Here is a 25,529-nt window from a genome sequence, read left to right on the forward strand (position 1 = left end):
CCTGCGACATTTGGGGATTTGGGGAGGGGGGGCCATTTTCTCACCTCAAGGCGTATGATCTCATTGTTCAGGCCGAAACAGGTCTGTGCGCAATCACGGGTACGCAGCAGGGGCCGGCACGGGTAGGGGTGTCGGTGTGCGACATCTCGGCAGGCATGACGGCACATAGCGCCATACTTCAGGCGCTGTATCATCGCGAGGTCACTGGCGAAGGGGCTAGCATTCAGGTGTCCCTGTTCGATGCCGTCGCCGATTGGATGAACGTGCCGGTCCTGCAACACGACTACAGCAGCTACCACACGGTACGCGCGGGCGTGAAACACCCCTCGCTGGCGCCTTATGGCGCCTATCGCTGCGCCGATGGCAAGGACGTCATCTTTTCCGTGCAGAATGACCGGGAATGGGTGAATTTCTGCGAGAAATTCCTGAAGCGGCCTGAGCTCACGCGTGCACTTGGTTTCGCCGACAACATGGAGCGCCTCGGCCACCGTCCTCAACTTGATGAGATAATTGAGCTGCGGTTTTCCGAGCTGTCCTGCCACGAAGCGATGCAGGAGCTTGAGGCGGCCGGTTTGGCATATGGGCGACTGAACGAAGTGGCGGACATTTCAAGGCATCCACATGTTCGCCGGGTGGAGATTGGCACCCCTGAAGGACCCGTAGAGGCGATAGCCCCGGCGGCGATCTTCAACTCTGATCGGCCCTCACTGCGACCAGTTCCGGCTCTTGGAGCCCATACGGAGGCTGTCCGCGCGGAAGTTCGAGCAGGTTTGCGCGCAACAGCCGCTTCAGAATGAGCGTGCCTGTTGTCGAAGGGCGCGATCGCGATCTACAGAGTACGTGCCAACTACTGGTCGCTCCCAGTGCCTCGGCACGCCCAGCAAGCACACCGACACCGCCGCGCTAAAATGGACCGCAGAGGCGACTTCATGAAGGACACCGTGCCGGCCCTTGAAAGCCCAAATTCTGTTCCCCGCTGGAGATCTCTGCTCTTCGTTCCCTCTCATGTTCCGCGCTTTGTGGAGGCGGCTCATGAGCGCGGGGCAGATGGCGTCATACTCGACCTCGAGGACTCCGTTCCCGAGGATCAAAAAGGTGAGTCACGGCGTCAGCTTTCTGCATCCGTGGCAAAGGTGGGCCGCAGGGGCGCTTATGTTTTAGTTCGCGTGAATCGCGGTTTGCGTGCCTTGGCGGACGATCTCGATGCAGCCGTGATTGCGGGTGTTGATGCACTTGTCCTTCCGAAGACGGATTCGGCAGCGTGGGTAACAGAGATCGCGAATGCGGTATCGGAACTTGAACGAGAAAGAAATCTTGCGGTGGGTCGAATCCGGTTCCTTGCCTTGATCGAGACCCCGGCAGCATTACAAAGTCTCTCAGCCATTGCGTCGGCCCATCCCAGGATGGTTGCAATGGCGCTGGGTCCTGAAGACTTCAGTGCCTCCGTTGGCGGTGCCCCGGAACTCGACCTTCTTTTGACACCGAACCTTTCTGTTCTGTTTGCCGCTCGCGCCGCAGGCTTGCTACCGCTTGGCTTCGTAGGAAGTATCGGCGAGTTCTCAGACAATGATAGACTTCGTGAAGCCGCGGCGCATGCGCGGCGGCTTGGCTTTTCCGGTGCTTTGGCGATTCATCCAAACCAGGTTGCCATATTCAATGAGGCTTTTTCGCCAAGCCCACAGGAACTCGAATGGGCCCTTCGTGTCCTCGCGGCGGAAAAAGATGCGACGGCGCAGGGCAGAGGCGCGTTCGCGTTAGACGGAAAGATGATCGATCCGCCCGTTATTCGAAGGGCTCGAGAAATTATCGCCACGGATCCGGGCGCCGAGTTGGCCGTTTGAGTCCTCAGCGGGTTGATCAACAAGACTGGGACGACGACAGCAAGCGTCAGCAACTCGGCACAATTATTGCTGTCGCGCCATCACATTTCAAGATAGATTACGTCAATTGCAGTCCGCCCTCGGAAGGGTACCCGTGGAAATCAGGCAGTTAAGATACTTCGTTGGCGTGGTCGAAGCAGGCAGTTTCACGAAGGCCGCTGGCTTTCTGAATGTCGCCCAGAGTGCGCTGAGTCTGCATGTGCGCCAATTGGAGGAAGGCTTCGGCACTCAGCTGCTGATACGCGACAGGACCGGCGTGAGCGTGACGGCGTCAGGAGCCAAACTCCTGGAGCGGGCGCGGGCGATTCTCAAAGAAATTCGACTTACCGAGGTGGAATTGACCAACACAGCCGCTTCCCCTGCCGGGGAGGTGACTATTGGCATTCCGTCTGGAGCTGCTCGCGTCCTGAGCGGTCCGCTGCTTGAGGCGGTGAGAAACGAACTGCCCAAGGTTTCCCTCAAGATGGTCGAGGGCATGACGGGACCGTTGGAGGAGTGGATGGCCGCTGGACGCTTCAATCTGGCGGTTCTGTACCGCACCGCAGACAGTGTGGGGCGAATGACGGTGCTAGCGCGCGAAGACCTCTGTCTGGTGGTTCCGTCCGGCGAGCCACCGTTTGAAGATGCGATATCTCTGGTCGACCTGCATGCATTCCCCCTGGCGGTTCCCATGCGCAACAACAATGTCAGGCGTTCGGTGGCTGATGTCGTCGCACAACACGGTTGCGCGCTGGACGTCAAGTTTGAAGTGGACTCCCTCTCAACGATCATCAACATGGTCGTAGAGGGAAAAGCGCATTCTATTCTCGCCCCGTCTGCGGTTCAGAAAGAAGCCTCCCAAGGGCTGGTCCGGACTGTCAAGATCGTCGATCCGGTGATTACCCGCTCCGTGGTGCTTGCTGTAAATCCCAAAGATGAGCGTTCTGCGGCCGTTTCTGCGGTCCGCAAGCTCATTCCGAAGGTCGCCAGAGCATTGATTGAAACCCGGGACTGGGCAGCGGTGGCGCCTGAGGCGACCTGACAACCTAACCTATAAAGCTGGGCATAATCTTTTGCGGCCATCAGGATCAGCCGGATCTGGATTCCAGATGGATTTCGGCAATATTCGATATTTGACCCGCCGCGACCATCGCGATGAAACTGGCTCAAGCGAGTTCAGCAGTTTCGATATTGAAACTGCGCTCGTATGGCAAGAATTCAGTCAAGTGGAGCCCGCGATGTCCGACGCCAAGAGTTACGAGCTCTTCATTAACGGCAAATGGCGAGCCGGTGGTAGCCGAGCCACTTTGCCGGTGATCAACCCGGCGACGGAGAAGGTATTTGCCTCAGTGGCCTCGGCTACGGTTTCAGACTTGGATGAAGCTCTTGCTTCGGCAGAACGCAGCCGCAAGGCATGGTCCTCACGACCCGCCAAGGAGCGTGGCGAGATCCTCGTCTCTGCCGCCAGCATTCTGGCAGAGAAAGCTGGCGCCGCAGCCCGGGACCTATCGTGCGAACAGGGAAAGACGATTGCCGAAGCGACAGGAGAATACGCGCGCGCAGTCGAAACGCTGGAATGGAATGGCCGGCATGCCGATGAGTTGTCGGCCCCGATTCCATTGGGCTCGAACAGGATGATAGCCCCGGAGCCGCTCGGTGTCGTCGCTGCATTTACGCCATGGAACTATCCGGCCGTTCTTATCGCCCGCAAGCTCGCCCCCGCGCTGGCGGCAGGCTGCCCGGTGATCCTCAAAGGGGCCGAGGAGACGCCAAGCGTGGCTGTCCATATCGTGGAATCTTTGCGTCAAGCAGGGATACCGGAAGGCGTGGTCAACCTGGTCTTCGGTGTTCCTGTGCATATATCGCGACATCTGCTCAGTTCGCCAGTTGTGAAAGTCTTGACGTTCACGGGGTCGACCGCTGTTGGAAAACAGCTGGCCACGCTCGCCGCGAAGAATTTGCAGCGCTGCATTTTTGAACTCGGGGGACATTCCCCGGTCATTGTGTGCGAAGATGCAGATCTGGCAAAGGCGATACCGGCTATTTCGGAATACAAATTCGAGTGCGCGGGCCAGAGTTGTAATGCGCCCAGCAGGATTTTTGTCGCCCGATCCCGCTATGAGGAATTCCTGTTCCGGATGACGGAGGCGGTCCGAAAAATCAGGATCGGTCCACCGGATGACCCTGCGACGCAAATGGGGCCAATGGCAAACGCGCGGCGAATAGAGGCCATGCAGCGCCTGACCAAGGATGCGGTAGAAGGCGGCGCCCGCATCGAGACCGGTGGCGTCCCCCTTGACCGACCGGGGTTTTACTGGCCGCCAACCATCCTGACGGGCGTACCGAAGGAAGCGAGAGTGCTTCATGAAGAGCCGTTCGGACCGATCCTCACTGTGGCTCCTTTCGATACGATCGAAGAGGCGATCGATGAAGCCAACGCCACGGAGTACGGTCTGGCCGCCTACTTGTTTACTGGCGCGGCCGATACGCAACAGAGGCTTGTGAGCGGTCTTTCTGCGGGCGCAGTTAGTGTGAATTACCTGAAAGGGGTTTCCGCTGATGCCCCTTATGGAGGAGTCAAGCAAAGCGGCTATGGATATGAAGGCGGCGAGCAGGGGGTGCGAAGCTTCCAGATTCTGAAAATGGTCAATGGCCTCGGTTCATTTGGATAAAATCCGGTGGGAAACAGATCACGGACCATCGCCGGTAGCGACATCACAAGGAGCGTCGCCGACGCCCTTCAGTACATCTCGTACTATCATCCTCCAGATTATATCCGGTCTCTTTCTCACGCATACACGCGAGAACAGAGCCCGTCGGCGAAGAATGCCATAGGTCAGATTCTGCTGAACTCCCGCATGGCGGCCTTTGGGCGGCGCCCGATTTGTCAGGACACCGGACTTGTGGTTGTCTTCGCAAAGGTCGGCATGGATGCCCGCATTAAGTCAACGGCCAGTTTCGCTGATCTTGTGAATGAGGGCGTACGTCAAGCCTATCTCGATCCGGACAATCCCCTTCGGGCATCGATCGTTGCGGATCCCCTCGCTAGACGGGTCAACACCCGCGACAACACGCCGGCAGTTGTCCATGTCGACTTGGTGCAAGGTAACCAGATTGAGATCACCATCGCCGCGAAAGGCGGCGGGTCGGAGAACAAGGCACGTTTTACCACCCTCAATCCCAGCGCCTCCGTTTCCGACTGGGTGGTCAATACCGTTTCGACTCTTGGCAGCGGGTGGTGTCCACCTGGACTGATCTCTGTCGGCATCGGTGGTAGCGCTGAAAAGGCGATGCTGCTGGCCAAGGAGGCCATGAACGAGCCCATCGATATGGCGGAACTGATCGCAAGGGGGGCGTCAAGCGCAGAGGAGGGGCTGCGGATTGAGCTTTATGAGCGGATCAACGCGCTTGGTATCGGCGCCCAAGGCCTTGGTGGTCTGACGACAGTCGTTGACATCAAGGTTGCGACCTATCCTACTCATGCAGCGTCCAAGCCTGTGGCGCTCATCCCGCAATGCGCCGCCAACCGGCACCTGAAGTTCACTTTGGACGGCTCTGGACCCATCAGCCTCCAGCCGCCCGATTTGCGCGAATGGCCCGACATCGGAACCGACGAATTGAACCCAGCCGGCGTCCGGCGGGTCAATTTAGATACGCTGACGAAGGAAGAGACGGCATCGTGGCGCTGCGGTGAAACGCTCCTGCTGTCTGGAAAGTTGCTGACGGGCCGTGACGCTGCCCACAAACGAATGGTCGAACTGATCGATGCCGGCAAGCCGCTTCCAGTCGATCTGCGGGGACGGGTGATCTACTACGTCGGCCCCGTCCGGGCAGTGAGGAATGAGGTCGTTGGACCCGCTGGTCCAACAACCTCCAGCCGCTTGGACGATTTTACGGACAAGGTGCTCGCCGAAACCGGCCTTTTCGCGATGGTGGGCAAAGCGGAGAGGGGACCGGCGGCCATAGCGTCGATTGTAAGACACAAAACGCCATACCTTGCTGCAGTGGGTGGCGCTGCTTACCTGATTTCAAAATCGATTAAGGCGGCGTGGATCGTTGCCTTTGAAGACCTGGGCATGGAAGCCATCTATGAATTCGAGGTGCAGGACATGCCTGTTATCATGGCCGTCGATGTTGAGGGAAACTCCATTCACAATTCCGGGCCTCTTGAGTGGCGTAAGCGTATGGCGGCCGACAGCATCGCACGCAACATCGGTGTTTGAGTCTTTCCGTTGGGCGATTTCGGCCAGACTCCCGCGCCAAATTGTCGGGCAAGCCGTAAGACGAGCGGCATTTGCGGTGCCATGCGCCTTGGCGGGCCGGACGAGCAAGGCCTTCAATTCACTCCAATAGCTGAATGTGCCAGTGAATACTGCATTGAATATGCCGTACACGCGATCGAGGCTCGAATGCCGTCGCGGCGTCTATCAAGTACGGCAGCGGAGTTCAGTAAATGGGTTATCTATTTATCAGGAGGTCTCCGCCGCGGCCGGCTATCCTCTCCAGCTGCATCATTGCCCCGTTAGGCGTCGCGGCGATAGCCAAACTACTTCTGCAGCTTTTCTCAGCTGATCGCTCTCCCTCAGCTGATTTTGGTACCCATTCTGGCACATCTCGGGCCTGGAACGGATGCCTTCCACTGCTACATTCGCTCGTTTCAATTGATGATAGAATTGATCGGCACACAACGCGATGTCGATCGCTGCTTGAGAGCAACAGGTTATGAAGTCGAAACCCGACCCCGTGCAACTCGACAGTTGGGACGTCCGGATTCTCTCCGAGATTCAGGCAGACGGTCGGATTTCAAAAAGTGAGCTTGCAAAACGAGTTCATCTTTCGGCGTCGGCCTGTTCGGAGCGGCTCCGAGCACTCAAGGCCGCAGGGATTATTGAGGGATTCTATGCGCGACTGAGTCCTGCCCTCATTGGCGGCATGATCTTTGTGATGGTAGAAGTCGTGCTGGATCGCCATCGTCTTGAGGACCAACGACACTTCGAAACTGCAATCCAAGAGATCCCGGAAATCCTGGACTGCTGGGCAATTGGGGGGCGCGTCGATTATCTGATGCGGGTCGCATCTCCTTCTATGGCCGCCTATCAGGATTTCATGGAGGGACTGCTGCAGGCAGGCTTGGGGATTGATCAATACTATAGCCTTGTCGTCACGAAACCAGTGAAGTCCAATTCACCGATACCTTTGTCCGCACTGAGGCAACGGTGAAACCGAAAGTTTAAGTTTCAACGGCGTTTGGCACGGATCCCGTAGATTCGTCGGCAAAAGGCGCCCATTCCGACGAAACTCAAGGGACATGTGCGGTATACTAATTGCTGGAAAAAAGTGGCCGAGCGCTATCCGCCGGTTGATGGCAAGGAAGGACGATGCGCTTGAGCAATCTGGAACCGATCATTCCAGGAGACGAATCGAAGCAGCCATCGGAAACGCACTTGCCCAGCACGGTTACGGCGAGAAGCCAAACCGGATCGTGCCTGGTTGAGGAGGCGTCCATATCTAAGATGCGAAGTGCCGAAAAATGCCTCTACCGCTACTTCAAGGGGGGAACTTTCGCCCTGGATTGGCGATCAGTGGCGATTGAGCTTAGTCGCGGTCAGCGCATCCGTGTAGGGGGCGAAATCTACAGCGAGGGTTTGGCAAGCCGACGGATAGCGGGAGTGCAAGCTGGCCCGCTTGGCCTTGGCGACCAACCCGGCCCTCAACGCCTGCGGACATTCGGAGATCGCTCCATCGCGTTTTTACGTCCTAAGTTCGTTGCTGATCGAGATTAGGAGATCGTCTGTCCTGTTTGACATTGCTGGTCTCCGCAGCCTTCTAAGCGAGGAGCATGGCTGTGCCGGGGTCGCGTAGGTGGGTGACAAGGCCGGTCACTCCTGCCAGCCGACGTGGTCTTTGAGAAGGTGGAGGTTGCGCTACCCGGCTGGAGAGCATGGTGCCAGTTTTCACAAGACAAGGGTCGCTTAATCGAATGGGCGTCAAGTTCATAAATTGCGAACAGATCATGGGGGGATTTGAATAGTGCTACTGACCGAGGCAGAGCTGAAAAGAGTTGCGAATGCCAGTCGAGGACATAGAGCCGCATCGATCGTTCTAAAGGAAGAGACGGCCGCAGCTACAGCCAGATCGTCATTCGACGTTTTTCTGTCACATTCTTTCAAGGACGCAGAGATCATTCTCGGTGTGAAGCGAATTTTCGAGGAGCTTGGGTTCACTGCTTACGTAGATTGGGTCGAAGATTCACAACTGGACCGCACAAAGGTCTCCTCGGCCACCGCCGAGTTGCTGCGGACCCGTATGAGGCAGTCAAAGACGCTAATCTATGTGCATTCAAACAATTCTCCAGGATCCAGATGGATGCCTTGGGAGCTTGGCTTTTTCGATGGGTTTCGGACCGCGGTAGCGGTTCTGCCCGTGGCAAAAAATTCTTCGGAAACATTCTCCGGGCAAGAATTTTTGGGCCTATACCCTTACATTGATGGGACAGGACCTGCATTCCTGTTTATGAACAGAGGGATCGCGCCTCGCTCAAGAATAGGCTCTGTAAGCTCGACTGCTAACCTCACGTTTGCCAAATCCTGGCTTAAAGAATTTACCGCCACAAAATAGACTGGTGTGCTTCAAAAATGAAATATCCTGGACTCTATAATAGCGCCGACGTGGCATCCAACGAGCAGCAGGCGACGTTTCTCCGCCTGATCCGGGCAGAGTACGTTCTTCTTTTTTTAGCGTCGGTGCTCTCTTTGGACTTGTCGTCATCAAAAGCCTATTTCGGTGTCTATGCTGCGGTATTTCTTTGCTCAATGGGAGTCCTCATTTTCCGGTCGGTCACAAAGCCCGAGCAGGTCTGGTATCAGGCTCGAGCTCTGGCAGAGTCGGTGAAGACATTGACTTGGCGCTTCGCGATGCGAGCACAGCCGTTCGATGACGCGCGCGCGGCTGACGCCAGAGCTGATTTTCGAAAGCTTATGGAAGATATCCTTGATAGCAATCGTCACCTTGGTAGCGCGTTGAGCGGCACCGATTCAGCATCGCCCCAAACAACGGACGAGATGATGTCGATAAGGGACTCCCCGCGAAAAGAACGAAAAGACCTATATCTGCAGAGACGAATCTGCGACCAACGGAAGTGGTACGAGAAGAAGGCGCGCTCGAACAAGAGGTCCGCGAAAGTCTGGATGGGCCTTGGTATTTTTGCATACGCTCTGGGATTCTCGTTCATCGTAGTACGCATCGCTGACCCCGCGATGCCAGGCTGGCCGACCGAGCCGCTAATTGTCATCGCCGCCTCCCTTATCGGGTGGACCCAGATCAAGAAATTTAACGAATTGGCATCGGCTTACACGTTGACAGCTCACGAGATCGGCTTGACTGCCGACCTTATTACGGACGCCAACTCGGATGAGGCATTCTCCGCCGCGGTGAACGAAGCCGAACTGGCTTTCTCACGGGAGCACACCCAGTGGGTTGCTCGTCAAAACAACTAAGAGACAACAATGGCATACAGCGATCCGACCTATGTAATATTTGACGGCGATGAAGACGCTTGGGCATACCGCTTTATGAAAGGGTGGAACGCCAGCGAGAATGTGAGTTTTGAATTCGCGAACGCTCACGATCTGGACAATATGACGAGCCGAGCACAGGACGAAGATTATGTTAAACGCAATCTTCGCAACAGAATGAATGGATCGAGCCAGGTACTTGTCCTGATCGGTGAGAAGACGAAAAACCTTTTTCGCTTCGTGCGCTGGGAAATGGAATTGGCTCTTGATCTAGGTCTGCCGATAATCGCAGCAAACCTTAACGGCTCGCGGCAACAAGATGTGAGCTGTCCGCCTATCATCAGGGACAAATGTGTTGTGCACGTGCCGTTCAAGATGAAGGCCATCAAGCACGCGCTAGCCAATTGGCCGAGCGAATTTCATCGGCTTTCAAACGCTCAGCGTGGCGATGGCGCCAGGAGCTATGGCGAAAGCACCTATCGCGATCTCGGCTTATAATCGCCCACGTAAAAGCACTTAGCCGCCCAAACATCCTCGCCATCCGCTGGCGGCGACTAGCCTTAGCAACGTCCGCCAGCGTGTTCCGAGCTTGCCGAGCGATGATAAGAAGAGACGTCCGATTTGCTGAGTTTGGCTGAAAGCTGCAGGTCATGTGCAACCTATTAGAGGAGCCCCGCTCGAAGCGTCGGATCGTCAGACAAGATCACGTCGCGCGAGGGCGCTGGTTTCGAGAGGAAAAGGAGCGGCTGTTCGACGTTTGAGGCTTGATCCAGCGTTTCGAGACTGCACGAGCGGCCAGCATTGATGGAGGCATGCTGCCGCCTCCTGCGAGCCGCAGCTCGGCTCGCCCTGCGCAGCAACCACGAATTTGCGATCGCAAGAAAGGCAACACGCCGACGATAGAACTTGGCGGCGCTGGTCGGCTGCGAATCAAGATGTCGATGGCAAGGAGCTCTCGCCGAGCGTCTTTGCCGGGCCGAACCTTCTGGCTATGCTCCTTCGAGAAGTCTGCCGAGCACCAGCCGCCGCACCGCCAAAGCGATCAATATGCGCGAGGGCACGACCTCAGCCTCTCAGCGCTGGCCAACCAGGTTGGAGCCTGTGCCGCGGCACGGAACCCGCTGCCTGCTGATCGAGGCGAATGTGCTTTGCCCCTGATCACCTGCATTACCACCCTTGGGAAAGGGCAAGACCGATCCGGACCGTCAGAATGTAAGGGATGACCGGCAGTTCGGCGGAACATGGCCGCCGGCGCTCTATCGTGCCTCGCGCGGCCGGCGGGAACAGCGTCCCGAGCGCTATTCATCCGTCAATATCGCCCGCTAATCGGGCACTATGCTGGGCGCATGCGCGTCGTAAGCTGTTCGTGTTTGCAGGACGCGCCCCCGACCCTCGGCCAAGGCGAAGGTGACGCCTTAGTTTTCACGGCAATTCGGGCCGATCCCGCGAATTCCACGGCGAATAACCTGCATTCCCGAGAAACTCAAGGGACGTTTCCGGTATGCTATTTGCTAAACAGGTGGCTGGCCGAGTGCCCTCCGCCAATTTATCGCGAGGAGAGGAAAATGCGCTTGAGCAATCTGGGAACCGAGCAACTCCGGGAGAAGGATAGAAGCTTCGTCTTCCATCCTTCTACGCATTTGGCCAAGCACAGCCGAGGCGAAACGCCAAATAGGATTATGGCCGGTGCGGAAGGCGTCTATATCTGGGACACCGAAGGCCGAAGGAGCCTCGACGGTTTCGGAGGACTCTACTGCGTCAACATGGGATATGGATGCACGGAGATCGCCGAGGCCATTGCCAGGCAAGCACACGAATTGCCGTTCGCGCACGTCTATGCCAGCCAAGGTACGGAGCCGGTCGCCCTGTTGGCAGAGGCCGTGGTCGAGTATTTCGGTCAGAACATGCGAAGGGTCTATTTCGGCCTCTCCGGTTCCGATGCCAACGAAACCAACATCAAGCTGGTCTGGTACTATAATAACATTCTTGGCCGGCCCGAAAAGAAAAAGATCATCTCGCGAAATCGCGGCTATCACGGGTCTGGATTGGTCACGGGTAGCCTAACTGGCCTTCCCTTCTTTCACAATTTCTTCGACCTGCCTCTGGATTTGGTGCGCCATACAACCACGCCGCACTATTACCGCCAGGCGCGTGTCGAGGAGAGCGAGGAAGCGTTCTCCCGGCGCTGTGCCGATGAGCTTGAAGCCTTGATCCTGGCCGAAGGACCGGAAACGGTTGCAGCTTTTATCGGAGAGCCGGTACTTGGGACAGGAGGTATTGTGCCGCCCCCCAAAGGGTACTGGACGTCCATTCAAGCGGTGCTCGACAAATACGATATCCTTCTAATCGCGGATGAAGTGGTCTGCGGCTTCGCGCGAACCGGCGAGAAGTTCGGTTCCCACCTGTATAACATGCGTCCGGATTTCGTGACCATCGCAAAGGGTTTGAGTTCCGCCTACCTCCCCATCTCCGGGTCAATCATTGGCGACCGTGTCTGGTCGGTTTTGGAACAAGGAACTGAGAAGCACGGCGCACTCGGCCACGGCTGGACATATTCGGGGCACACGCTTTGTGCCGCAGCCGCGCTCGCCAATATTCGACTGCTTAAAGAAAAAAATATTTTGGAGCATGTCCGCGATGTTGGACCGTATTGGCAAGACCGGATGAAGGCCGAGCTGGCGGGACATCCCATCGTTGGTGAAGTTCGCGGAGTGGGTATCCTGTCGGCCGTAGAGATGATGCGGGACCCAAAACAAAGGATCCCATTCGAACCCGACCTTCAGGTCGGGGTGCGCACTGCAGCTGCTCTGTTTGAGAATGGTGTCATCGGACGGGCCATGCCGCATGGCGACATCCTCGGTTATGCACCCCCCCTGATCATTACCCGAAAAGAGATCGACATCATTGTCGACGCGACGGTAAAGTCGGTCGATACCACCTATCGCGCGCTGAAGGCCGAGGGTGCCGTATGATTTTGCGATCGCGAAGGAGCGAGTCCGGAGGCAGGCATGTCCCTGCGCGCTACTGCGCCGAGCAGACCCAAAACTGTTGAATTCCAGATATCTGATCTTGAGCATGCTCCGGGCTATTTCAGTCACGATTTGTAACCGAATCAGTTCTGCCGCCGCTGTCCTGTTGCCCAACGACCAGGACCTCTGTGCGGCGCGCCCTGCGGGTGTACCTCCCCGCCGGCAGGGCGCCCTTTTTGACCCACGTAATCAGTATCATTATGGCCCGTGCGGAATCGAGGGTCTGGTAAAGGTCATCTGCACGTTCCGATGCACATTGAGCTTAGACGTGCCCTTTACATCATTGCAGCGGGCCACGGTCGCCGGTTCCAAAGTGCGGCAATGCCGAAGGTTATCTTCCTTCACATCACAAAGAGCAGAATAATAATTGCGGTGAATTTTATCACGTCAGGTATATAAAAGGACGATACTCACACGCCACCCCGTTCACAAGGAAAGGCATTTTAATATTGTTGAGACGATTCGCCTATCAAAGGAAAGAAAGCATCGCAACACTTCTTTGCGGATCACGGCGCCCCGGGTGTGGGATGAGCGGCTATCCGAATTGTTATGCTAATGCCGACCCAAATTCCTGCAAAAGCTGGGGTCAATGATGCCTTTTGGTCAGCGCAGGATGATTTCTCCTGGTTTGGTCGGTGCAGGGGCGGTCATGATTTAATGCATGGAGATTCTCTGATTGAGCTGTTGAGATCATGAGGCGTCTGCCAGACGCCCATCGGGTGAGCCCAGCATGATTGGGATGACCGACGAAGATCGAAAGTGTGGCAGCATTCTGGAGCCCGGTCAGCCCAGCGACGCCCGCGAATTCAATCGCGTTGTCGGGCCATACACGACGCAGCCGGAGGGCGTGCAGAAAGAGGAAGAATCGAGCGCGACGATGACGAGGGACATGCCACTTGTTTTCGAGACATTCCTTGAAAGACTGTCACAGAGTATCGATGAGGCAGATTTCCGGGATGCCATGGCTGAGGCGGCCGGACGACTTGACCTAATCTTCTTTGCCTACCTCTCCTTGCCAGTACGGCCTTCCGGCAAACCGAGGTTAATCTCGAACTATCCACCCCGCTGGACCAGACAGTATCTGGAAAATCAGTATGAGAAACTCGATCCTGTGGTCTTGCGTGCTCGAAATGGCGGCTGCCCGTTTCACTGGGGATCGAATTTGGGAGGCGATAAAATGTCGCCGGCTCAACAGCAGCTATTCGATGAGGCGGCTCAATTCAGCATCTGCTGCGGTTTGACGATCCCAATTGTCGATCTCCGCGGCCGCATCGCTGCGGTTACTTTTGCCGCCGATGAGCCTCGTCCAGTATTTCTTCGGGTCGCTGAGCGGTACGAACAAGCTCTTCAACTGATGGCGGCCTGCTTTCATCGTTGCGTTCGCCGCAAATTGCCGAGCGATCGAACAGTGGATGGGATTTCGCTGACATCCCGCGAATATGAGTGCCTGAGGTGGGCAGCGCGGGGTAATTCAGCCTGGGTGACCGGCCGCATCTTGGGTATCAAGCCACGCACGATCGCTTTTCATTTGGACAATGCCAAGAAGAAGCTAGGCGTGCGAACCCAAAATCAGGCTATAGCCCTTTTGGGGTCCGAAGGGTCCTCAATTCTCTGAGAAGCTTTTTGATCCCCTTGTGCTCGGGCCATTCGATCGCGCGCTTTGTATCGAGCGTTGACTGGATGCCGAGATCTTCTGTTCCGCCGGCTCGGGCGATGCAGCCGTATTCTTCCAGTCCGCGCCGGTGATCATAGTCTATGGGTGCTCGAGCGGGTGTTTCGTCGCTGACGAGCTAGTCGTGCGGTTATATAGTTTCCGAGGATGGCCCGCTTGCATACCTGCCTGCCGGTAATCTCTAACCCTTGACTTAGGGCGATGGCTATCGGTTATGCGGCTTGAAAGCGAAGAGGTGGACCCTTCGTCGAGCGCCGGTACGATATGGAGTGCTGCTCCGGGCTAATACCCATCCAGACAGAGCGGAACCTTCTATCACGTCAGACGCTCGGACAATTGCCAAAACCCGATTTCCTGGGAACTGAATTGTGCTCGCCACCGGGTCCATTTTGCCGGCGCGTCTGTGGTGCAGGCCCCGATCAGCCTGACCAATGGCACAGGAACTGCCTGCTTCTATGACCGAGCACTGCGAATTTGTCAGCTGGCGAACAATTCCTTGTAGCCGCTCGTCACCATCCAGTTCGCACGGTCGAGATGACTACGAAGCGCCTTCCTGGCGCGCTCCGGTTCAAGTGCCGGATCAATGCCGAGGATCAGTTGGGCCATTTCCTCTTCGGGCGCCTCATCGTCTGAGGCGTCCAGGAGCCTCATATAGATGGTAAAGTGCGCCCTGTCATAGGCGGTAAGACGGTCAGACCAAGGGACTTCGTCGAGCAGTGTTGAGCTTTGAGTCCTATCTGTTCCCGTTGATCGATTCATGTCTGCCGCGAACCTCGCATGTTGATCGCTGGATCCAAGGCAGAATATCCCAAAATGGGATAATCCGAAACGGGGATTAGTCGCTGAGCCGGTCTCTACCTGACCGGTTCACCTAAATGCCCAAATCTCTTCGATCTCCCCGCCACCAGCGGTTTCTGGCCCAGTTGATCTCACTGCGCAATGTCAAAGGGCTGACGCAGGCGCAGGTGGCTGAGAAGCTTGGTCGTCCGCAATCTTTCGTGGCGAAATATGAGGGTGGCGAGCGGCGTCTCGATATCATTGAGTTTCTCGACGTAACTGCGGCCCTCGGTGCTGATCCGTGTGAGATTCTGTTGAGCCTGCGCACGTAGTGGGCGCCCGCGCCCATCACCGCGCGTGCCGTGTGCCGGTGGGTCGAGCCCCGCTTTTCTTGGCTCTGGCGTCTCGACCATTCCGCTGCGCCTCCTAGCGCGTCGTTAGACTCTCGCAATTCGCTCTATTTGTGCCTTTCCCAGCAGGTGGCGCCGCATCCTTCTAGGCCCGCCGCGGCGTCCCGCAACCCTTAGCCAGCTGTGAGCTTTCAGTAGGTCGTCCATCCGGTCCTCCGGATGCGGTGCGGCTCAGACGGCGGACCCGTTCCTGTCATGATTCGCCGACGCACCCATTCCTGGGAAGCAGCCATTGGCGAGCGGAGGACAAAATGATGAGACAGCGAAGCGCTGGGCCATCCGCGCTGTGGGGATACGTCGATGCATGGTGTTACGCGACTTCGTTGCTTGAAGCGAAGCGACCGCACCGCCCATTTCGTCAACTGGCGAACAAATCCTTGTAGCCGCTCGTCACCACCCAGTTTGCACGGTCGAGATGACTGCGAAGAACGTTGCGTGCGCGCTCAGGTTCGCGTGCCGGATCAATGCCGAGGATCACTTTGGCCATTTCCTCTTCAGTGGCGTTGTCTGCCGAGGCGTCCAGGAGCCTCATATAGGTTGTAAAGTGGTCCTTGTCGTAGGCTGTAATGCGGTCCGACCAGGGGACCTCGTCGGCGAACGGCGTGTTCGATCTGGGCTGCAACATCGCTAATTCTATCTCCGGCCAATGGACCCGCGAAGCCCTGTGCCTGCTAAATGTGGATTACATATTATAGTTGATAAACTCAAGCCGCCTGATCCGCTGGCTTGCGTGCATGGATATGCGCAAGTTGGTCGGACGGAATGTGCAGAGGATCAGGCAAAGGAAGCGCCTGACGCAGGAGCAGCTTGCGGAGATTTCCGGGTTCAGTCAGCAGTACATCAGCGGCTTGGAGAAAGGCCGAAGAAATCCGACAATTATCACGATCTATGAACTGGCATTGGCCCTCGGCGTCAGCCACATGGATCTGGTTCGGCCCGACAAACAGGCCTGATGCCCCCGCCCTCCAAGTAGCTGGCGGACTGATGGCGCGCGCCGGGTGCTTGTGAGCCCACGCTTTTCTTAGGTCCCCCGGCAGCCCCTGCCATTTAGCTCGCCCTCGCGCGGGCGCACCCTATTGGACAGTCGGCCGCTGCGTTTTTGTCAGCTTTTCCTGGGACGTGGGGTGGTCGGCATTCCCTTTTAGGCCCGCCGCGGCCTGCCGCAACCTTCGCTCTCGCTTCAGGTCCTTCTCTTGGTTACGGTCCTTCGGATGCGGTCTGCCTCTTTCAGCGGGCCTAATCGCTTTCTGTCGCCCGCCCCCACGGGGACAGGCACGCGAGACTAGTATGGAGCGTTGCGGTTAGCGCGCGAACAGCAAAGGAACCGAAAAAACAGGCAACTGTCGCAGCATGGCTGAACCAGCCATCGTGTCGGCATCTAGGAGCCGCGTGTTCGCCTTGCGCTGACACGAAGCTCAGACATGACGTCCAGGAGACGATGCTGGCAAATAGTCTGGCTGAAGCATTCCACCCACAATACCAAAGCCCGTCCCGATTCAAAGCGCTTCTGAGCACTCCATCTCAGGCGCGGGGCCAGCTGGCCAGTTCACCTTCTTGGTCCGCCGGAAGAGAGCCCCGCCCTCTCGACAATCGGCTTCATGAGGTCTCGCCCTGCAGTGTCGACCGTAAAAAAGGGCGCGCGAGGCGCCCTTCATTTAAACCGGCAGTCGGGAAGCAGACTTCACTCTGATATTCAAAAGCGGTAGGTGACACCTGCGCCTATCAGCCAGGGATCGAGCTCCGCCTTCCCCGTCAGCTTCGCGCCGGCCACCGTGACGTCGAAGTCCGGCTTCAGGAAAAGCTTCTTCACGTCGAAGTTGAGGCCCCAGTGCTGGTCCACCATGTAGTCGAATCCGACCTGCAGCGCCGTGCCGAACGTGTTCTTCACCTTGAGAGCATCAGCGCTGCCAGTGTCCTGGTTGTAGAAGATCGTGTAGTTCACGCCGGCGCCGACATAAGGCTTGAACGCGCCGAGATCGGTAAAATGGTACTGCAACGTGAGCGTCGGCGGCAGCAGCCAAACTTTGCCGATGTTGCCCAACCCTCCGATCGTCCCTTGGCCCGCGATGTTGGCATAAGTGGTACCGAGTATGAGTTCGGCGGCGATGTTGTCGGTGAAGAAATACGAGATATCGAGTTCCGGCGTCACCGTGTCCGAATACGAAAGACCGGAGCCGGGAAGCGTATCAACGTAGCCCAGATCTTTCGTAACGACGCCCAACGCCCGCAGGCGGACCTGCCAAGGGATTGGCGCTTCGGTGACCGAGGCTCCCGTCTCCGCCAGGACGGTCTCTGCTTGCGCAGGCTCCGCGGCGACGGCCTGCTGTCCCACCATGATCAGGGCCACCGCCGCTGCTGTTGCCCGCGCTACGCCCATTCGCGTTCTCGCCATGAGATTCACTCCTTGATGTTCAGAAAGGATGCACTGCACTATTTCGTCTCCTGCTCGAATGAATTGTTGATGGACCTCAAATGCCCCTCTTGCGTTGCAACGCGTTCCGCCGTCTCCGGAAGGTGATCGTTGAAGCCGATTGCGCTGCGGAGAAAATTGGTGCCTAGACTGATGAATGCGGCTTGCTCCCGATTGTCCTCGCCGCAGCCGTGCCCGCCTGCGCTGGCCTCGTAGAAGTAAGCGGGATAGCCAAGAGCCTGCAGTTTTGCGGCCATCTTGCGCGCATGGCCCGGATGGACGCGGTCGTCGCGTTTCGTGGTGGCGATCAGGATAGGCGGATAGGGCTGTCCCGGCGCTGCGGCGTGATAGGCGGAGATTTCCTTCAGGAAAGCCCAATCGTGAACCTTGTCCGGATCGCCATATTCGTCGATCCAGCTCGCGCCCGCCAAGAGCTTGGTGTAGCGACGCATGTCGATAAGCGGTGCTGTGCAGAACAGAGCCCCGAAATGCTCAGGATAGCGGGTCAGCATGTTTGCGATCAGCAGGCCGCCATTTGAGCCACCCTCGGCGGCAATCCGCCTCGGCAGGGTGATGCCCCTTCGCACGAGGTCGGCGGCAACGGCGGCGAAATCGTCATGGGCGAGACGCTTGCCCTCCCTGCGCCCGGCTTCGTGCCAGCGGGTGCCGAACTCGCCGCCGCCGCGGATGTTCGCCTCGACACACGTGCCGCCGCGCTCGAGCCACAGCTTGCCCAGCGGGGAGTTGTAGTAGGGCAGGAGTGATACGCCGAACCCGCCATAAGCGGAAAGGTGAATCGGAGCATCTCCGTTCCCGTTCGCCGGACCAACCTGCGTATAGGGGATCAGCTCATGATCGATAGAGACTGCCTCGTGGCGCGTGACCACCAGTCCGGATGCATCGAAATTCTCCGGGCTGCGCTTCAGGATTGCTGAAGCGCTGAGAGACGGCGCGGCATTCAGATCGAACAGCAAGAGCTGCGGCGGCGTGATCGGATCCTGAGCACAGATCAGGACCTCTCCATTGGTCTCGTGAACTGCCGCATCGAATGACCAGACGTCGACAGTACCTTCGTCGGGCAGGGTGTGGAGGACTCGGCGCGTCCATTCCTGGCGGCCGGGAGTGAACATCTCGAAACGCGATACGAGATTGACGAGGTAAGAGATAATGAGCTTCCCGTCATTCCAGAAGAATGACTGCAGGGAGCGCCTTTCCCCTGGTTGAAACAGGGTCTCAAAACGGCGTCCGCCGGCGAGGAAAGAGGAAAGCGAGATGACGATCAGCGCGTCGGCGGGATGGGTGGTGCCTCCCACCGTCCAGGGCTTGCGCGGCCTTACCGCCAGCCAGTCGCCGAAGACCCGCCACGACGCGTCGCGAGGAAGATCGATCTGCCTCCTCGGCCCGCTCCTATCGCCGATCCAGCTGATCTTCTCGAAGAAGGCCGGCTGCTCAATGAACCAAAGGCGCTCGCTGCGGGCGGTGCGGTCCGAATGACCAGACACTTGGAAGCTTTCGAACCCGGCCTCGAAGATTGCCGGCGTGGTGAGGGGATCCGCGTCACGCTTCCACAGTCGAACGGTGCGCGCATAGCCGGAGCGGGTGGCCATGCCATTACCAAGCGCACTGGAAAGCAGAAGCGTGTCAGGGTCCAGCCAATTAACGTAGCCTTTGGCCTCGGGGAGGTTGAAGCCGTCGGCGACAAAGCTCAGAGAGATCAGGTCGAATTCGCGATGCACGACCGCGTCGCTGCCGCCGCGCGACAGGCGCAGAACGGCTCTTTCCCGTCTCTCCGGCTCGATGGACGCGCCGTCCCAGATCCAGTCCTCTCCGTCGCTAGCCGCGAGAGCATCCAGATCGAGCAGTAGCTCCCATTGGGGATCCGCCTTCATGTAGGCGGCAAGGGTGGTCCGGCGCCACAGTCCGCGTGGATTACCGTCATCTCGCCAGTAATTGTAGAGGTACTGACTACGGCGCGCGATCAGGGGAAGATTGTCGCGATTGTCGAAAATGGCTGTCAGAGCCGCGCGGTCGCGCTCGAATTGCGCTCCACCGAAGTGCTTCAGGGTCTTTGCCGATTGGCCGGCGGCCCAGGCAAGTGCCCGCTCGCCCTCTACATCTTCAAGCCAGACATAGGGATCGTCGTCGGGAGCATCCAGCGTTGGACGGACATCAAATGCGTTCATGTCCGGACAGCCTTCAGAAAGAAGGGATAGAGGCTTCCGTCGGCTCGGGAACGCTCAGTGCTGGTAGCGGCGCCCACATGTTCGAAAAGCGTGATCATTGATGAGTTCTTCCAGTCGGTGCGGCATCGCAGTGCTTTTGCGCATAGGGACCGCAACCGTCGTGCCAACTGGGAAAATCGTTTCGGAACAACGCGATCGCTCTGGAAGCGTTGTGTCACATGTCCGACATCGTCGAGAATCCGACAACGAGTGCTCCTCCTAATCACCGGATCAACCTCCGGCGCCAGGCGGTGACACCGTGCAGAACTCGAGCAGTGAAGCTCATTGGTGAACCTGGTTGACGCCCAACATCTTCGCTCTGGAGCGCTTCACGCACACGGATTCATGGCAGACACCATGATGCGATCGATGCGGTTAGAGACCAAGCTGGCTGCGCCTGTGAGTTTCATCCGCCAGCTGGAAGCAGCTGAGTTCTGAGGAGAAGGGTGGGGCACCCCTTGGGCGACCTGATGGTTGCCCAAGCCCTGCCGCAATCTTGGCCTGCACCGTCCCCTGGATTGCTGTCGATCAAGCCAGGAAGCTGCATTCGGGCGAACGCATGGGGCTGGTCCCCATGGCAACTTGGGCTGATGTGGGGCCGTCCGATATGCGATACGAGGGTCTAGGATAGGGGAGCTCGGGCTCGGTAGTATCTCAGCGAGACGGCTAATGGTCGACGAAGTCTTTCTGACGCCACGCATTGGTATGCCGCAGCAACAGGGGCAGTGCGGGCGCAAGTCTGGTTGTGAAATCGGCTGCTACAGGGGCATGCCGCGCTTCATCTCCATACCGTCAGCGAAGAAAGCGCGGCGCGAGCATCACCAAAGAGAAGCGGCGCGCCTTTCGTTTTGCGGTCCACTGACCAGTCGGCTTCACCTGTACAACTACGGGCTGGCATAGCGTGAAACTTGGCCCCCAATGGCGGAAATTTCCCCCAGGAGACCTAGATGACTAAGCTTATTGCACCCGGGCTACGACAACCTGCCCACCACCAGCGTCGAAGCCACCGCCACGCCACCAAGTCTTCAGGGAACGTCCTGAACGGAACCCAGCCGGGTACTCCTATCAAAGCGACTCCCTTCGCATGCTCAGGCCGCGCTTGCCGCCAATCCTTGGGGTAGGCGTCGCGCGTGTTCTCCGAGGTGGCGTTGTAGCCCCTCGCGGTCTCGACCAGTTCCTGGACATGCGCCGGGACTCTTTGAGCCGGGTCTCCATCTCCTTGTAGAGCTTGTCAAGCTCGCCATCGACTGGCTTCAGGTCGTCGATTGAACATTGCGTCATCATAGGCTTTGTGCCTTGTTGTAGCAGGCATCGTCCGTTCGCGCGGCGGACACAGACATCACCGTCGCTGAGCCGAGAACGACGGTAAAAGAAAATGCACTCACTGACTTCATAACCAATCTCTTTTGCGGGTGATTTAGAAACGGACGCCGAGCTTGGCGCTGAACCCGTGTGTCTGGGCATCCGAGGCGATCTGTCCCTGATAGGCGATGCCGAACGTCGCGTTCTCGGTGATGTTTACGTCCAGCCCAGCTTCGAGCAGAGCTGCGTTCTTTGCGATCGGCACGCCCTTGATGGCGAAGGAGGAACCGCCAGCAAAGGCAAGAGCGGTATCCGGCCTGACGTCGCCGAAGGCGTGGCGCCAGCCAAGACCGCCGCGCGCGGTAGCAGTCACGGTGCCGAGGGTCAGTACCGTCGACGCACGCAGACCTAGCGTGGTAAACGCCGTGTCGCTCGAGCGATCCCGCTCGACAAGGCGGCTGCGCCGCCATTCTCGGTGAAGCCATCGGCGTCAAAATTCACATAAGCGAGATTAGCGTAGGGCTCGAAGGAAGCCGAAGCCGTATTGATACGGTAGCCGAGCTCGCCAAAGGCCTGGAACGTGCCGGCGTCGTAATCGGCCGAAAGGCTGTCGGCGAAGCCTGGAAAGACCACGGACCTGCCGGTCTCGATGCTGTGCCAGGTATAGGCAAGGCCGGAACGAAAACCGAGATTGCCGTTCTGCGTGCCGGCAAAAAGACCGAGATGGTAATTCTCGCTCGAGCCCGACGACGCGCGATTGTCCGCCTCCAAGGAGGTATGGCTGTAGCCGCTGATGAGGCCGAGCCGCCAGCTTTCGCCGACAGCCGCGTCACCGCCAGCCAGAAAGCCGCCTGTCGAGTGATCGAGACCGGCGGCATTGCCGTCGCTGTCGAGATGACCCCAGGCGCCGAAGCCACGGCCCCATACGGCGAAATTCTCACTCGTTGCCGGGGCCAGTTCCAGACCACCCAGCCCATAAGTCATCACCGGAACGCTGGAGGCACCGACGCCGTCGAACGCCGCACGGATCCGTTCGCTCGCGGCATCGCGTACAGAATGACTGTCCTCGATGAGGCCGCTATGAATGGAAGCATGAACCTCGCCTGATAGCATATCGAAAGCGTTGCGGGCTTCCGGCGCCGTCAGGAACAGGATGTTGTCCTGGATCGGATTACCGCTTCCAAGCGCCTGAGCCGCTGCGGCGACCGAGCGTTGATTGAAGGTGCTGGCTACATCGGCAAACGCCGTCGATGTGCGGCTGATATCGAGATAGACATTGTTGGCATCGTAGACGAGCTGGAAATCGACGAAGGGCGTCGCGTCTGTCGCCAGAGCCCCCGTCAGCCCGCCATAGGTGCCGCTTACGCCGCCTGCTGCGGAGAGCAGAGTATATCGGGCATCGACCGATAGCGTTCCCTGCCGCAGCAGCTCGATCTGCGCGCCGCTGTCGATCGCCGCTACTCCGCCAACATCGATGAGATCGGACGACCTTGCGAGGTCGACCTGATAGATCGATCCGGACTGCTGCGCGAAATCGCCCGTGACAGTCAGTGTGGTGACGATCCTGCTCGGATCGGTCGCACTGCCAGGAGCGACCGTGCCGCCCTCGGAAATGGTGACCGCACCGTAGGTGCCGCCGCCTGCGACGACACCGCCGCTGTTTGCGATAGCCGTGCCCCCGATCTGCCCGTCATTCCCGAGAAAGCCGGACGTGGTCGCATCATGGGAAAGCACACCTGTATCGGCAAGCAGCAATCCCGCGCCGGAACCGACCGTCGTCATGCCGGAAAAATTGTTCTTTCCGCTCAGCGTTTGCACGCCACCGGCAACGAATACCTTGCCGCCCATATTATTGTTATCAACGTCGAGGTCGTTGATGCTGCCGGCGAACGTGTCGTTCGAATCCGTTAGCACCAGGGTACGCTTGCCCAGCTCGACCGTTCCGCTGCCACTCAGGCTACGAATACGGGCATCGTTGTAGGCGTCGGAGATTCCCCAATAGTCGCTGCCATTTCCATGTTCGGAGATATCGAACGTGCCGTCTGCAACGACTTTCGCTGACCGTTGGATGTTGCCGAGCCCCGCAAGCGAGAGATAGGCATCCTGAGCAATATTCGTCTCGCCGGTGTAGGTGTTGACATTCGTCATCCGGACCACCGTCTTTGTATCAAGCGTCAGCGATCCGGAGCCGGAGACGACACCCGCTATGCCGAACCCGCCCTCATTCCCCATGCTCGTCGTTATCCTGCTCAGACCGGTCCCTTCGGGTGCGGATGAATCGGTAGAGAAGTTGCTGGCAGTGACGAAATGTGACGTATAAGCGGTATACTTCTTCTCCAGATCGAAAATGACCGATCTGTTTTTGAAGAAGTCAAGACCGGCAACAAAACTGGTCTGGTCATTGGGTTGTTCCGTCGTGCCGCTGGTGTAGGTGAAGTCGATATTGTCCAGCCTTACCGGATCGCCATCCGTTCCTGCGATTGTAACGCTCGGGATATTGCCCGATGCGCTTACGATCTCGCGTTGCTCATTTCTCCGAACATTTTTAAGTTTGACGCCCGCATCCTGAAATTGCTTCAGCATCGCATCACTGATCTCCAGACTGCCACCGCCCGGTGTGCCGGTGTCGAGCAATACCGCGGTCTTGTTGGGGTCGGTGATTGGTGGGGCTCCATCCTTAACCGTGTACTGCAGATTGTAGCTGCCTTCGTATTCGGTCGAGGCATTGGCGCCAGAGCCAGGAAAATTCTGATAAGAATCCTGATCTTTTTCCTCGGGTTCTCCCCATGGCATGGCATTAGTATATTGGGCCCGGAGGCTTGGATTGAGGTTGACAATCGTGCAGGGGGAACAGCCAGGCGTTTGGTCGCTCTCGGAATCCGGATTCACATTGGCGGAGACCACGTAGCCAGACCTGGTGACACTGCCCATCATGCCCCAGACACTTGTCTTGCCAAGAAAATCGCCGGCCCCGAATGTACCTGCGAAATCGCCGCCTTCGTCTGCCATCTTGCCAGCGGTCATTTTCGCCCGCTGCTCCTTATCGGCGTGATAAGGTTCTTGGAGATCCTGACCATACATATCTTTAAGTCCATCCGTCACGGATCCCGGCGTGCACTTAAGATTGTTGTCCTTGCAATACGCATGGGTATAGACAAAATCGAGAATGCGAGCAGCCCGGTATTTCTTATCGCTTACAGACGGCCCGTCGATTGTTATCTTTTGATCTGGATCGACATATGTAAATTTATCAATTTCCACGTTCTGAAGCTTATTACCATACGTTCCGTCCCCGTACGTATATACGTAAGGCGTGTCGGCAATCGGGCGGACCCCGGTCACCTCTGACCCGATCTGCGTGTTGAGCTGGTCCGAGCCCGTGTCGAATACGTATCGCTGCGCGTTGCCATTGTTGATCTTGGCCCAGATGCCCAGGCGGTCATGGCCTTCCCCGACATACTCCAGCGGGATCGAAATCGGGTCGTCGGCCAACGCTTCTCCAGTTGGAAATGCTACCAGACCCACCCCGAGAGACACAGCCGGCAGGAATACCGTCGTCATCGCGGTGGTTGCCGCCAGAAAGTTCTTTGTCCCGAAACAAGCCTGCATACCTGGTCCTCGAAAAAGTCTCGCAAACTGATTGATCATTGGAACGGCCTCCTGAATTGTTTAACGAGACCCTTTATGGCGGCCCTGGCTGACAACAGCCTGAAAGCTGCAAGCGGCATGCGAAAATGGGGCGATCCTGAATGACGACAGATGCTGTCAACATGGAAGAGGCTCGGCCTGAAAGCTGAGCACGCTTTATGCTCAGGCTGCTGACAAGGCCAAAGCAGCGTAAGTGCGGAGTGAAATCCAAGGTCCACATGGGTCGTCGCGCTTCCCGTGCGCCTGGGAAGGCGCCGGCCCGGCCAAGCTTTCCCAGATCGTCCGGATGGCGCACAAGATACCGGTTCAGGTCGATCGAGATGGAGGCCGAGGCGTATGCCAAGGCGGTCGACTGCCTGACGAAAGATCAGAATGCGTCGCTGGCGCTCTACGATTTCCGCCGGCAGCGAGCTCAGCTCCTGCCGGGCATCCGTGTTTACTGGCGACGAGACACAAGATGTGCCCAAATTGCCACCAGACCGTCACCTGCGATGAGTTTCGGCAACTGATTTTGTCCTTTCAATCGTCGCCACTTCCTGGCCGCGGCCAACATGGGCCACTCGAAGGCAGCAGACTGGCGGCTATATGGACGGGCTGTGAGCCCGCACCGGAGACATTGGCGAAATCTACGATCTCTATAGCAACGTCAAGGAGAAGCGCGAGGTGTTGCAGATGTGGTCAAATCA

19 protein-coding genes and 1 pseudogene are annotated in these 25,529 nt (G+C 57.8%); 14 read left to right on the forward strand and 6 right to left on the reverse strand.

Annotated features, from left to right (window positions below):
* From EOB59_RS22540 to EOB59_RS22585, 11 genes and pseudogenes are all read left to right on the forward strand, one after another.
* A partial coding sequence (locus EOB59_RS22540) for a CaiB/BaiF CoA-transferase family protein (protein ID WP_245486706.1) occupies positions 1-797 on the forward strand: 797 nt, incomplete at its 5' end.
* Between the two features lie 132 nt (positions 798-929).
* Positions 930-1,841 (forward strand): CoA ester lyase, encoded by a 912-nt coding sequence (locus EOB59_RS22545; protein ID WP_128289275.1) that lies wholly within the window; start codon positions 930-932, stop codon positions 1,839-1,841.
* A gap of 133 nt (positions 1,842-1,974) precedes the next feature.
* Positions 1,975-2,901, forward strand: coding sequence for a LysR family transcriptional regulator (locus tag EOB59_RS22550; RefSeq protein WP_128289276.1), 927 nt, complete (start codon positions 1,975-1,977; stop codon positions 2,899-2,901).
* Between the two features lie 196 nt (positions 2,902-3,097).
* A complete protein-coding gene (locus EOB59_RS22555; protein ID WP_128289282.1) occupies positions 3,098-4,531 on the forward strand; it encodes an NAD-dependent succinate-semialdehyde dehydrogenase in 1,434 nt (477 codons plus the stop codon).
* A gap of 6 nt (positions 4,532-4,537) precedes the next feature.
* Complete coding sequence (locus EOB59_RS22560) at positions 4,538-6,082, forward strand: fumarate hydratase (RefSeq protein WP_128289277.1); 1,545 nt, start codon at positions 4,538-4,540, stop codon at positions 6,080-6,082.
* A 499-nt stretch (positions 6,083-6,581) separates the two neighbouring features.
* Positions 6,582-7,079: an Lrp/AsnC family transcriptional regulator gene (locus tag EOB59_RS22565; protein WP_095488146.1), complete on the forward strand. Its 498-nt coding sequence runs from the start codon at positions 6,582-6,584 to the stop codon at positions 7,077-7,079.
* Positions 7,080-8,494: 1,415 nt separating this feature from the next.
* Positions 8,495-9,355 carry a DUF4231 domain-containing protein gene (locus tag EOB59_RS22570; protein ID WP_095488148.1) on the forward strand — a complete coding sequence of 287 codons (861 nt, stop codon included), beginning with the start codon at positions 8,495-8,497 and terminating at the stop codon, positions 9,353-9,355.
* Positions 9,356-9,364: 9 nt separating this feature from the next.
* Positions 9,365-9,871, forward strand: coding sequence for a TIR domain-containing protein (locus EOB59_RS22575; RefSeq protein WP_063169304.1), 507 nt, complete (start codon positions 9,365-9,367; stop codon positions 9,869-9,871).
* Positions 9,872-10,325: 454 nt separating this feature from the next.
* Positions 10,326-10,748 (forward strand): annotated as a pseudogene (locus tag EOB59_RS36590) (transposase); the annotation flags it as partial.
* 190 nt (positions 10,749-10,938) lie between these two features.
* A complete protein-coding gene (locus EOB59_RS22580; protein WP_063169303.1) occupies positions 10,939-12,345 on the forward strand; it encodes an aminotransferase in 1,407 nt (468 codons plus the stop codon).
* 934 nt (positions 12,346-13,279) lie between these two features.
* Entirely contained in the window at positions 13,280-14,017 is a 738-nt protein-coding gene (locus EOB59_RS22585; protein ID WP_095488176.1) for a LuxR family transcriptional regulator, read from the forward strand.
* 534 nt (positions 14,018-14,551) lie between these two features.
* Here the strand turns inward: EOB59_RS22585 and EOB59_RS22590 are convergent.
* Positions 14,552-14,833 carry a DUF2285 domain-containing protein gene (locus EOB59_RS22590; protein ID WP_095488150.1) on the reverse strand — a complete coding sequence of 94 codons (282 nt, stop codon included), beginning with the start codon at positions 14,831-14,833 and terminating at the stop codon, positions 14,552-14,554.
* 116 nt (positions 14,834-14,949) lie between these two features.
* Here EOB59_RS22590 and EOB59_RS22595 point away from each other — a divergent pair, with 116 nt between their 5' ends.
* Entirely contained in the window at positions 14,950-15,183 is a 234-nt protein-coding gene (locus tag EOB59_RS22595) for a helix-turn-helix transcriptional regulator (protein ID WP_095488152.1), read from the forward strand.
* Between the two features lie 436 nt (positions 15,184-15,619).
* Here the strand turns inward: EOB59_RS22595 and EOB59_RS22600 are convergent, their stop codons facing one another.
* Complete coding sequence (locus EOB59_RS22600) at positions 15,620-15,886, reverse strand: DUF2285 domain-containing protein (protein ID WP_063169299.1); 267 nt, start codon at positions 15,884-15,886, stop codon at positions 15,620-15,622.
* Between the two features lie 109 nt (positions 15,887-15,995).
* Here EOB59_RS22600 and EOB59_RS22605 point away from each other — a divergent pair, with 109 nt between their 5' ends.
* A complete protein-coding gene (locus EOB59_RS22605) occupies positions 15,996-16,214 on the forward strand; it encodes a helix-turn-helix transcriptional regulator (RefSeq protein WP_029354714.1) in 219 nt (72 codons plus the stop codon).
* Positions 16,215-16,954: 740 nt separating this feature from the next.
* Here EOB59_RS22605 and EOB59_RS22610 read toward each other — a convergent pair.
* Both EOB59_RS22610 and EOB59_RS22615 read right to left on the reverse strand, forming a co-directional pair.
* Positions 16,955-17,653: an OmpW family protein gene (locus EOB59_RS22610; RefSeq protein ID WP_024505687.1), complete on the reverse strand. Its 699-nt coding sequence runs from the start codon at positions 17,651-17,653 to the stop codon at positions 16,955-16,957.
* A gap of 38 nt (positions 17,654-17,691) precedes the next feature.
* A complete protein-coding gene (locus tag EOB59_RS22615; RefSeq protein ID WP_128289278.1) occupies positions 17,692-19,854 on the reverse strand; it encodes a prolyl oligopeptidase family serine peptidase in 2,163 nt (720 codons plus the stop codon).
* A gap of 708 nt (positions 19,855-20,562) precedes the next feature.
* On the opposite strand from EOB59_RS22615, the gene EOB59_RS22620 reads away from it, so the two are divergent.
* The gene (locus tag EOB59_RS22620) at positions 20,563-20,793 is read left to right on the forward strand and encodes a hypothetical protein (protein ID WP_127295339.1); all 231 of its coding nucleotides are present in this window, start codon (positions 20,563-20,565) and stop codon (positions 20,791-20,793) included.
* Between the two features lie 517 nt (positions 20,794-21,310).
* Here EOB59_RS22620 and EOB59_RS37215 read toward each other — a convergent pair.
* Both EOB59_RS37215 and EOB59_RS37220 read right to left on the reverse strand, forming a co-directional pair.
* A complete protein-coding gene (locus EOB59_RS37215) occupies positions 21,311-21,601 on the reverse strand; it encodes an autotransporter domain-containing protein (RefSeq protein ID WP_348639530.1) in 291 nt (96 codons plus the stop codon).
* Positions 21,602-21,603: 2 nt separating this feature from the next.
* Entirely contained in the window at positions 21,604-24,843 is a 3,240-nt protein-coding gene (locus EOB59_RS37220; RefSeq protein ID WP_128289280.1) for an autotransporter domain-containing protein, read from the reverse strand.
* Positions 24,844-25,529 lie beyond the last annotated feature (686 nt).

It is taken from the genome of Mesorhizobium sp. M7A.F.Ca.MR.176.00.0.0, assembly GCF_004023165.1.
GTDB lineage: Bacteria > Pseudomonadota > Alphaproteobacteria > Rhizobiales > Rhizobiaceae > Mesorhizobium.

Bases quoted from the DNA above. Each gene is read 5' to 3' on its own strand.
- EOB59_RS22590 (WP_095488150.1), bottom strand. From the start codon at position 14,833: ATGAATCGATCAACGGGAACAGATAGGACTCAAAGCTCAACACTGCTC.
- EOB59_RS22595 (WP_095488152.1), top strand. From the start codon at position 14,950: ATGCCCAAATCTCTTCGATCTCCCCGCCACCAGCGGTTTCTGGCCCAG.
- EOB59_RS22610 (WP_024505687.1), bottom strand. From the start codon at position 17,653: ATGGCGAGAACGCGAATGGGCGTAGCGCGGGCAACAGCAGCGGCGGTG.
- EOB59_RS22545 (WP_128289275.1), top strand. From the start codon at position 930: ATGAAGGACACCGTGCCGGCCCTTGAAAGCCCAAATTCTGTTCCCCGC.
- EOB59_RS22570 (WP_095488148.1), top strand. From the start codon at position 8,495: ATGAAATATCCTGGACTCTATAATAGCGCCGACGTGGCATCCAACGAG.
- EOB59_RS22615 (WP_128289278.1), bottom strand. From the start codon at position 19,854: ATGAACGCATTTGATGTCCGTCCAACGCTGGATGCTCCCGACGACGAT.
- EOB59_RS22565 (WP_095488146.1), top strand. From the start codon at position 6,582: ATGAAGTCGAAACCCGACCCCGTGCAACTCGACAGTTGGGACGTCCGG.
- EOB59_RS22555 (WP_128289282.1), top strand. From the start codon at position 3,098: ATGTCCGACGCCAAGAGTTACGAGCTCTTCATTAACGGCAAATGGCGA.
- EOB59_RS22600 (WP_063169299.1), bottom strand. From the start codon at position 15,886: ATGTTGCAGCCCAGATCGAACACGCCGTTCGCCGACGAGGTCCCCTGG.
- EOB59_RS37220 (WP_128289280.1), bottom strand. From the start codon at position 24,843: ATGATCAATCAGTTTGCGAGACTTTTTCGAGGACCAGGTATGCAGGCT.
- EOB59_RS22620 (WP_127295339.1), top strand. From the start codon at position 20,563: ATGGTCGACGAAGTCTTTCTGACGCCACGCATTGGTATGCCGCAGCAA.
- EOB59_RS22605 (WP_029354714.1), top strand. From the start codon at position 15,996: ATGGATATGCGCAAGTTGGTCGGACGGAATGTGCAGAGGATCAGGCAA.
- EOB59_RS22580 (WP_063169303.1), top strand. From the start codon at position 10,939: ATGCGCTTGAGCAATCTGGGAACCGAGCAACTCCGGGAGAAGGATAGA.
- EOB59_RS22585 (WP_095488176.1), top strand. From the start codon at position 13,280: ATGACGAGGGACATGCCACTTGTTTTCGAGACATTCCTTGAAAGACTG.
- EOB59_RS22575 (WP_063169304.1), top strand. From the start codon at position 9,365: ATGGCATACAGCGATCCGACCTATGTAATATTTGACGGCGATGAAGAC.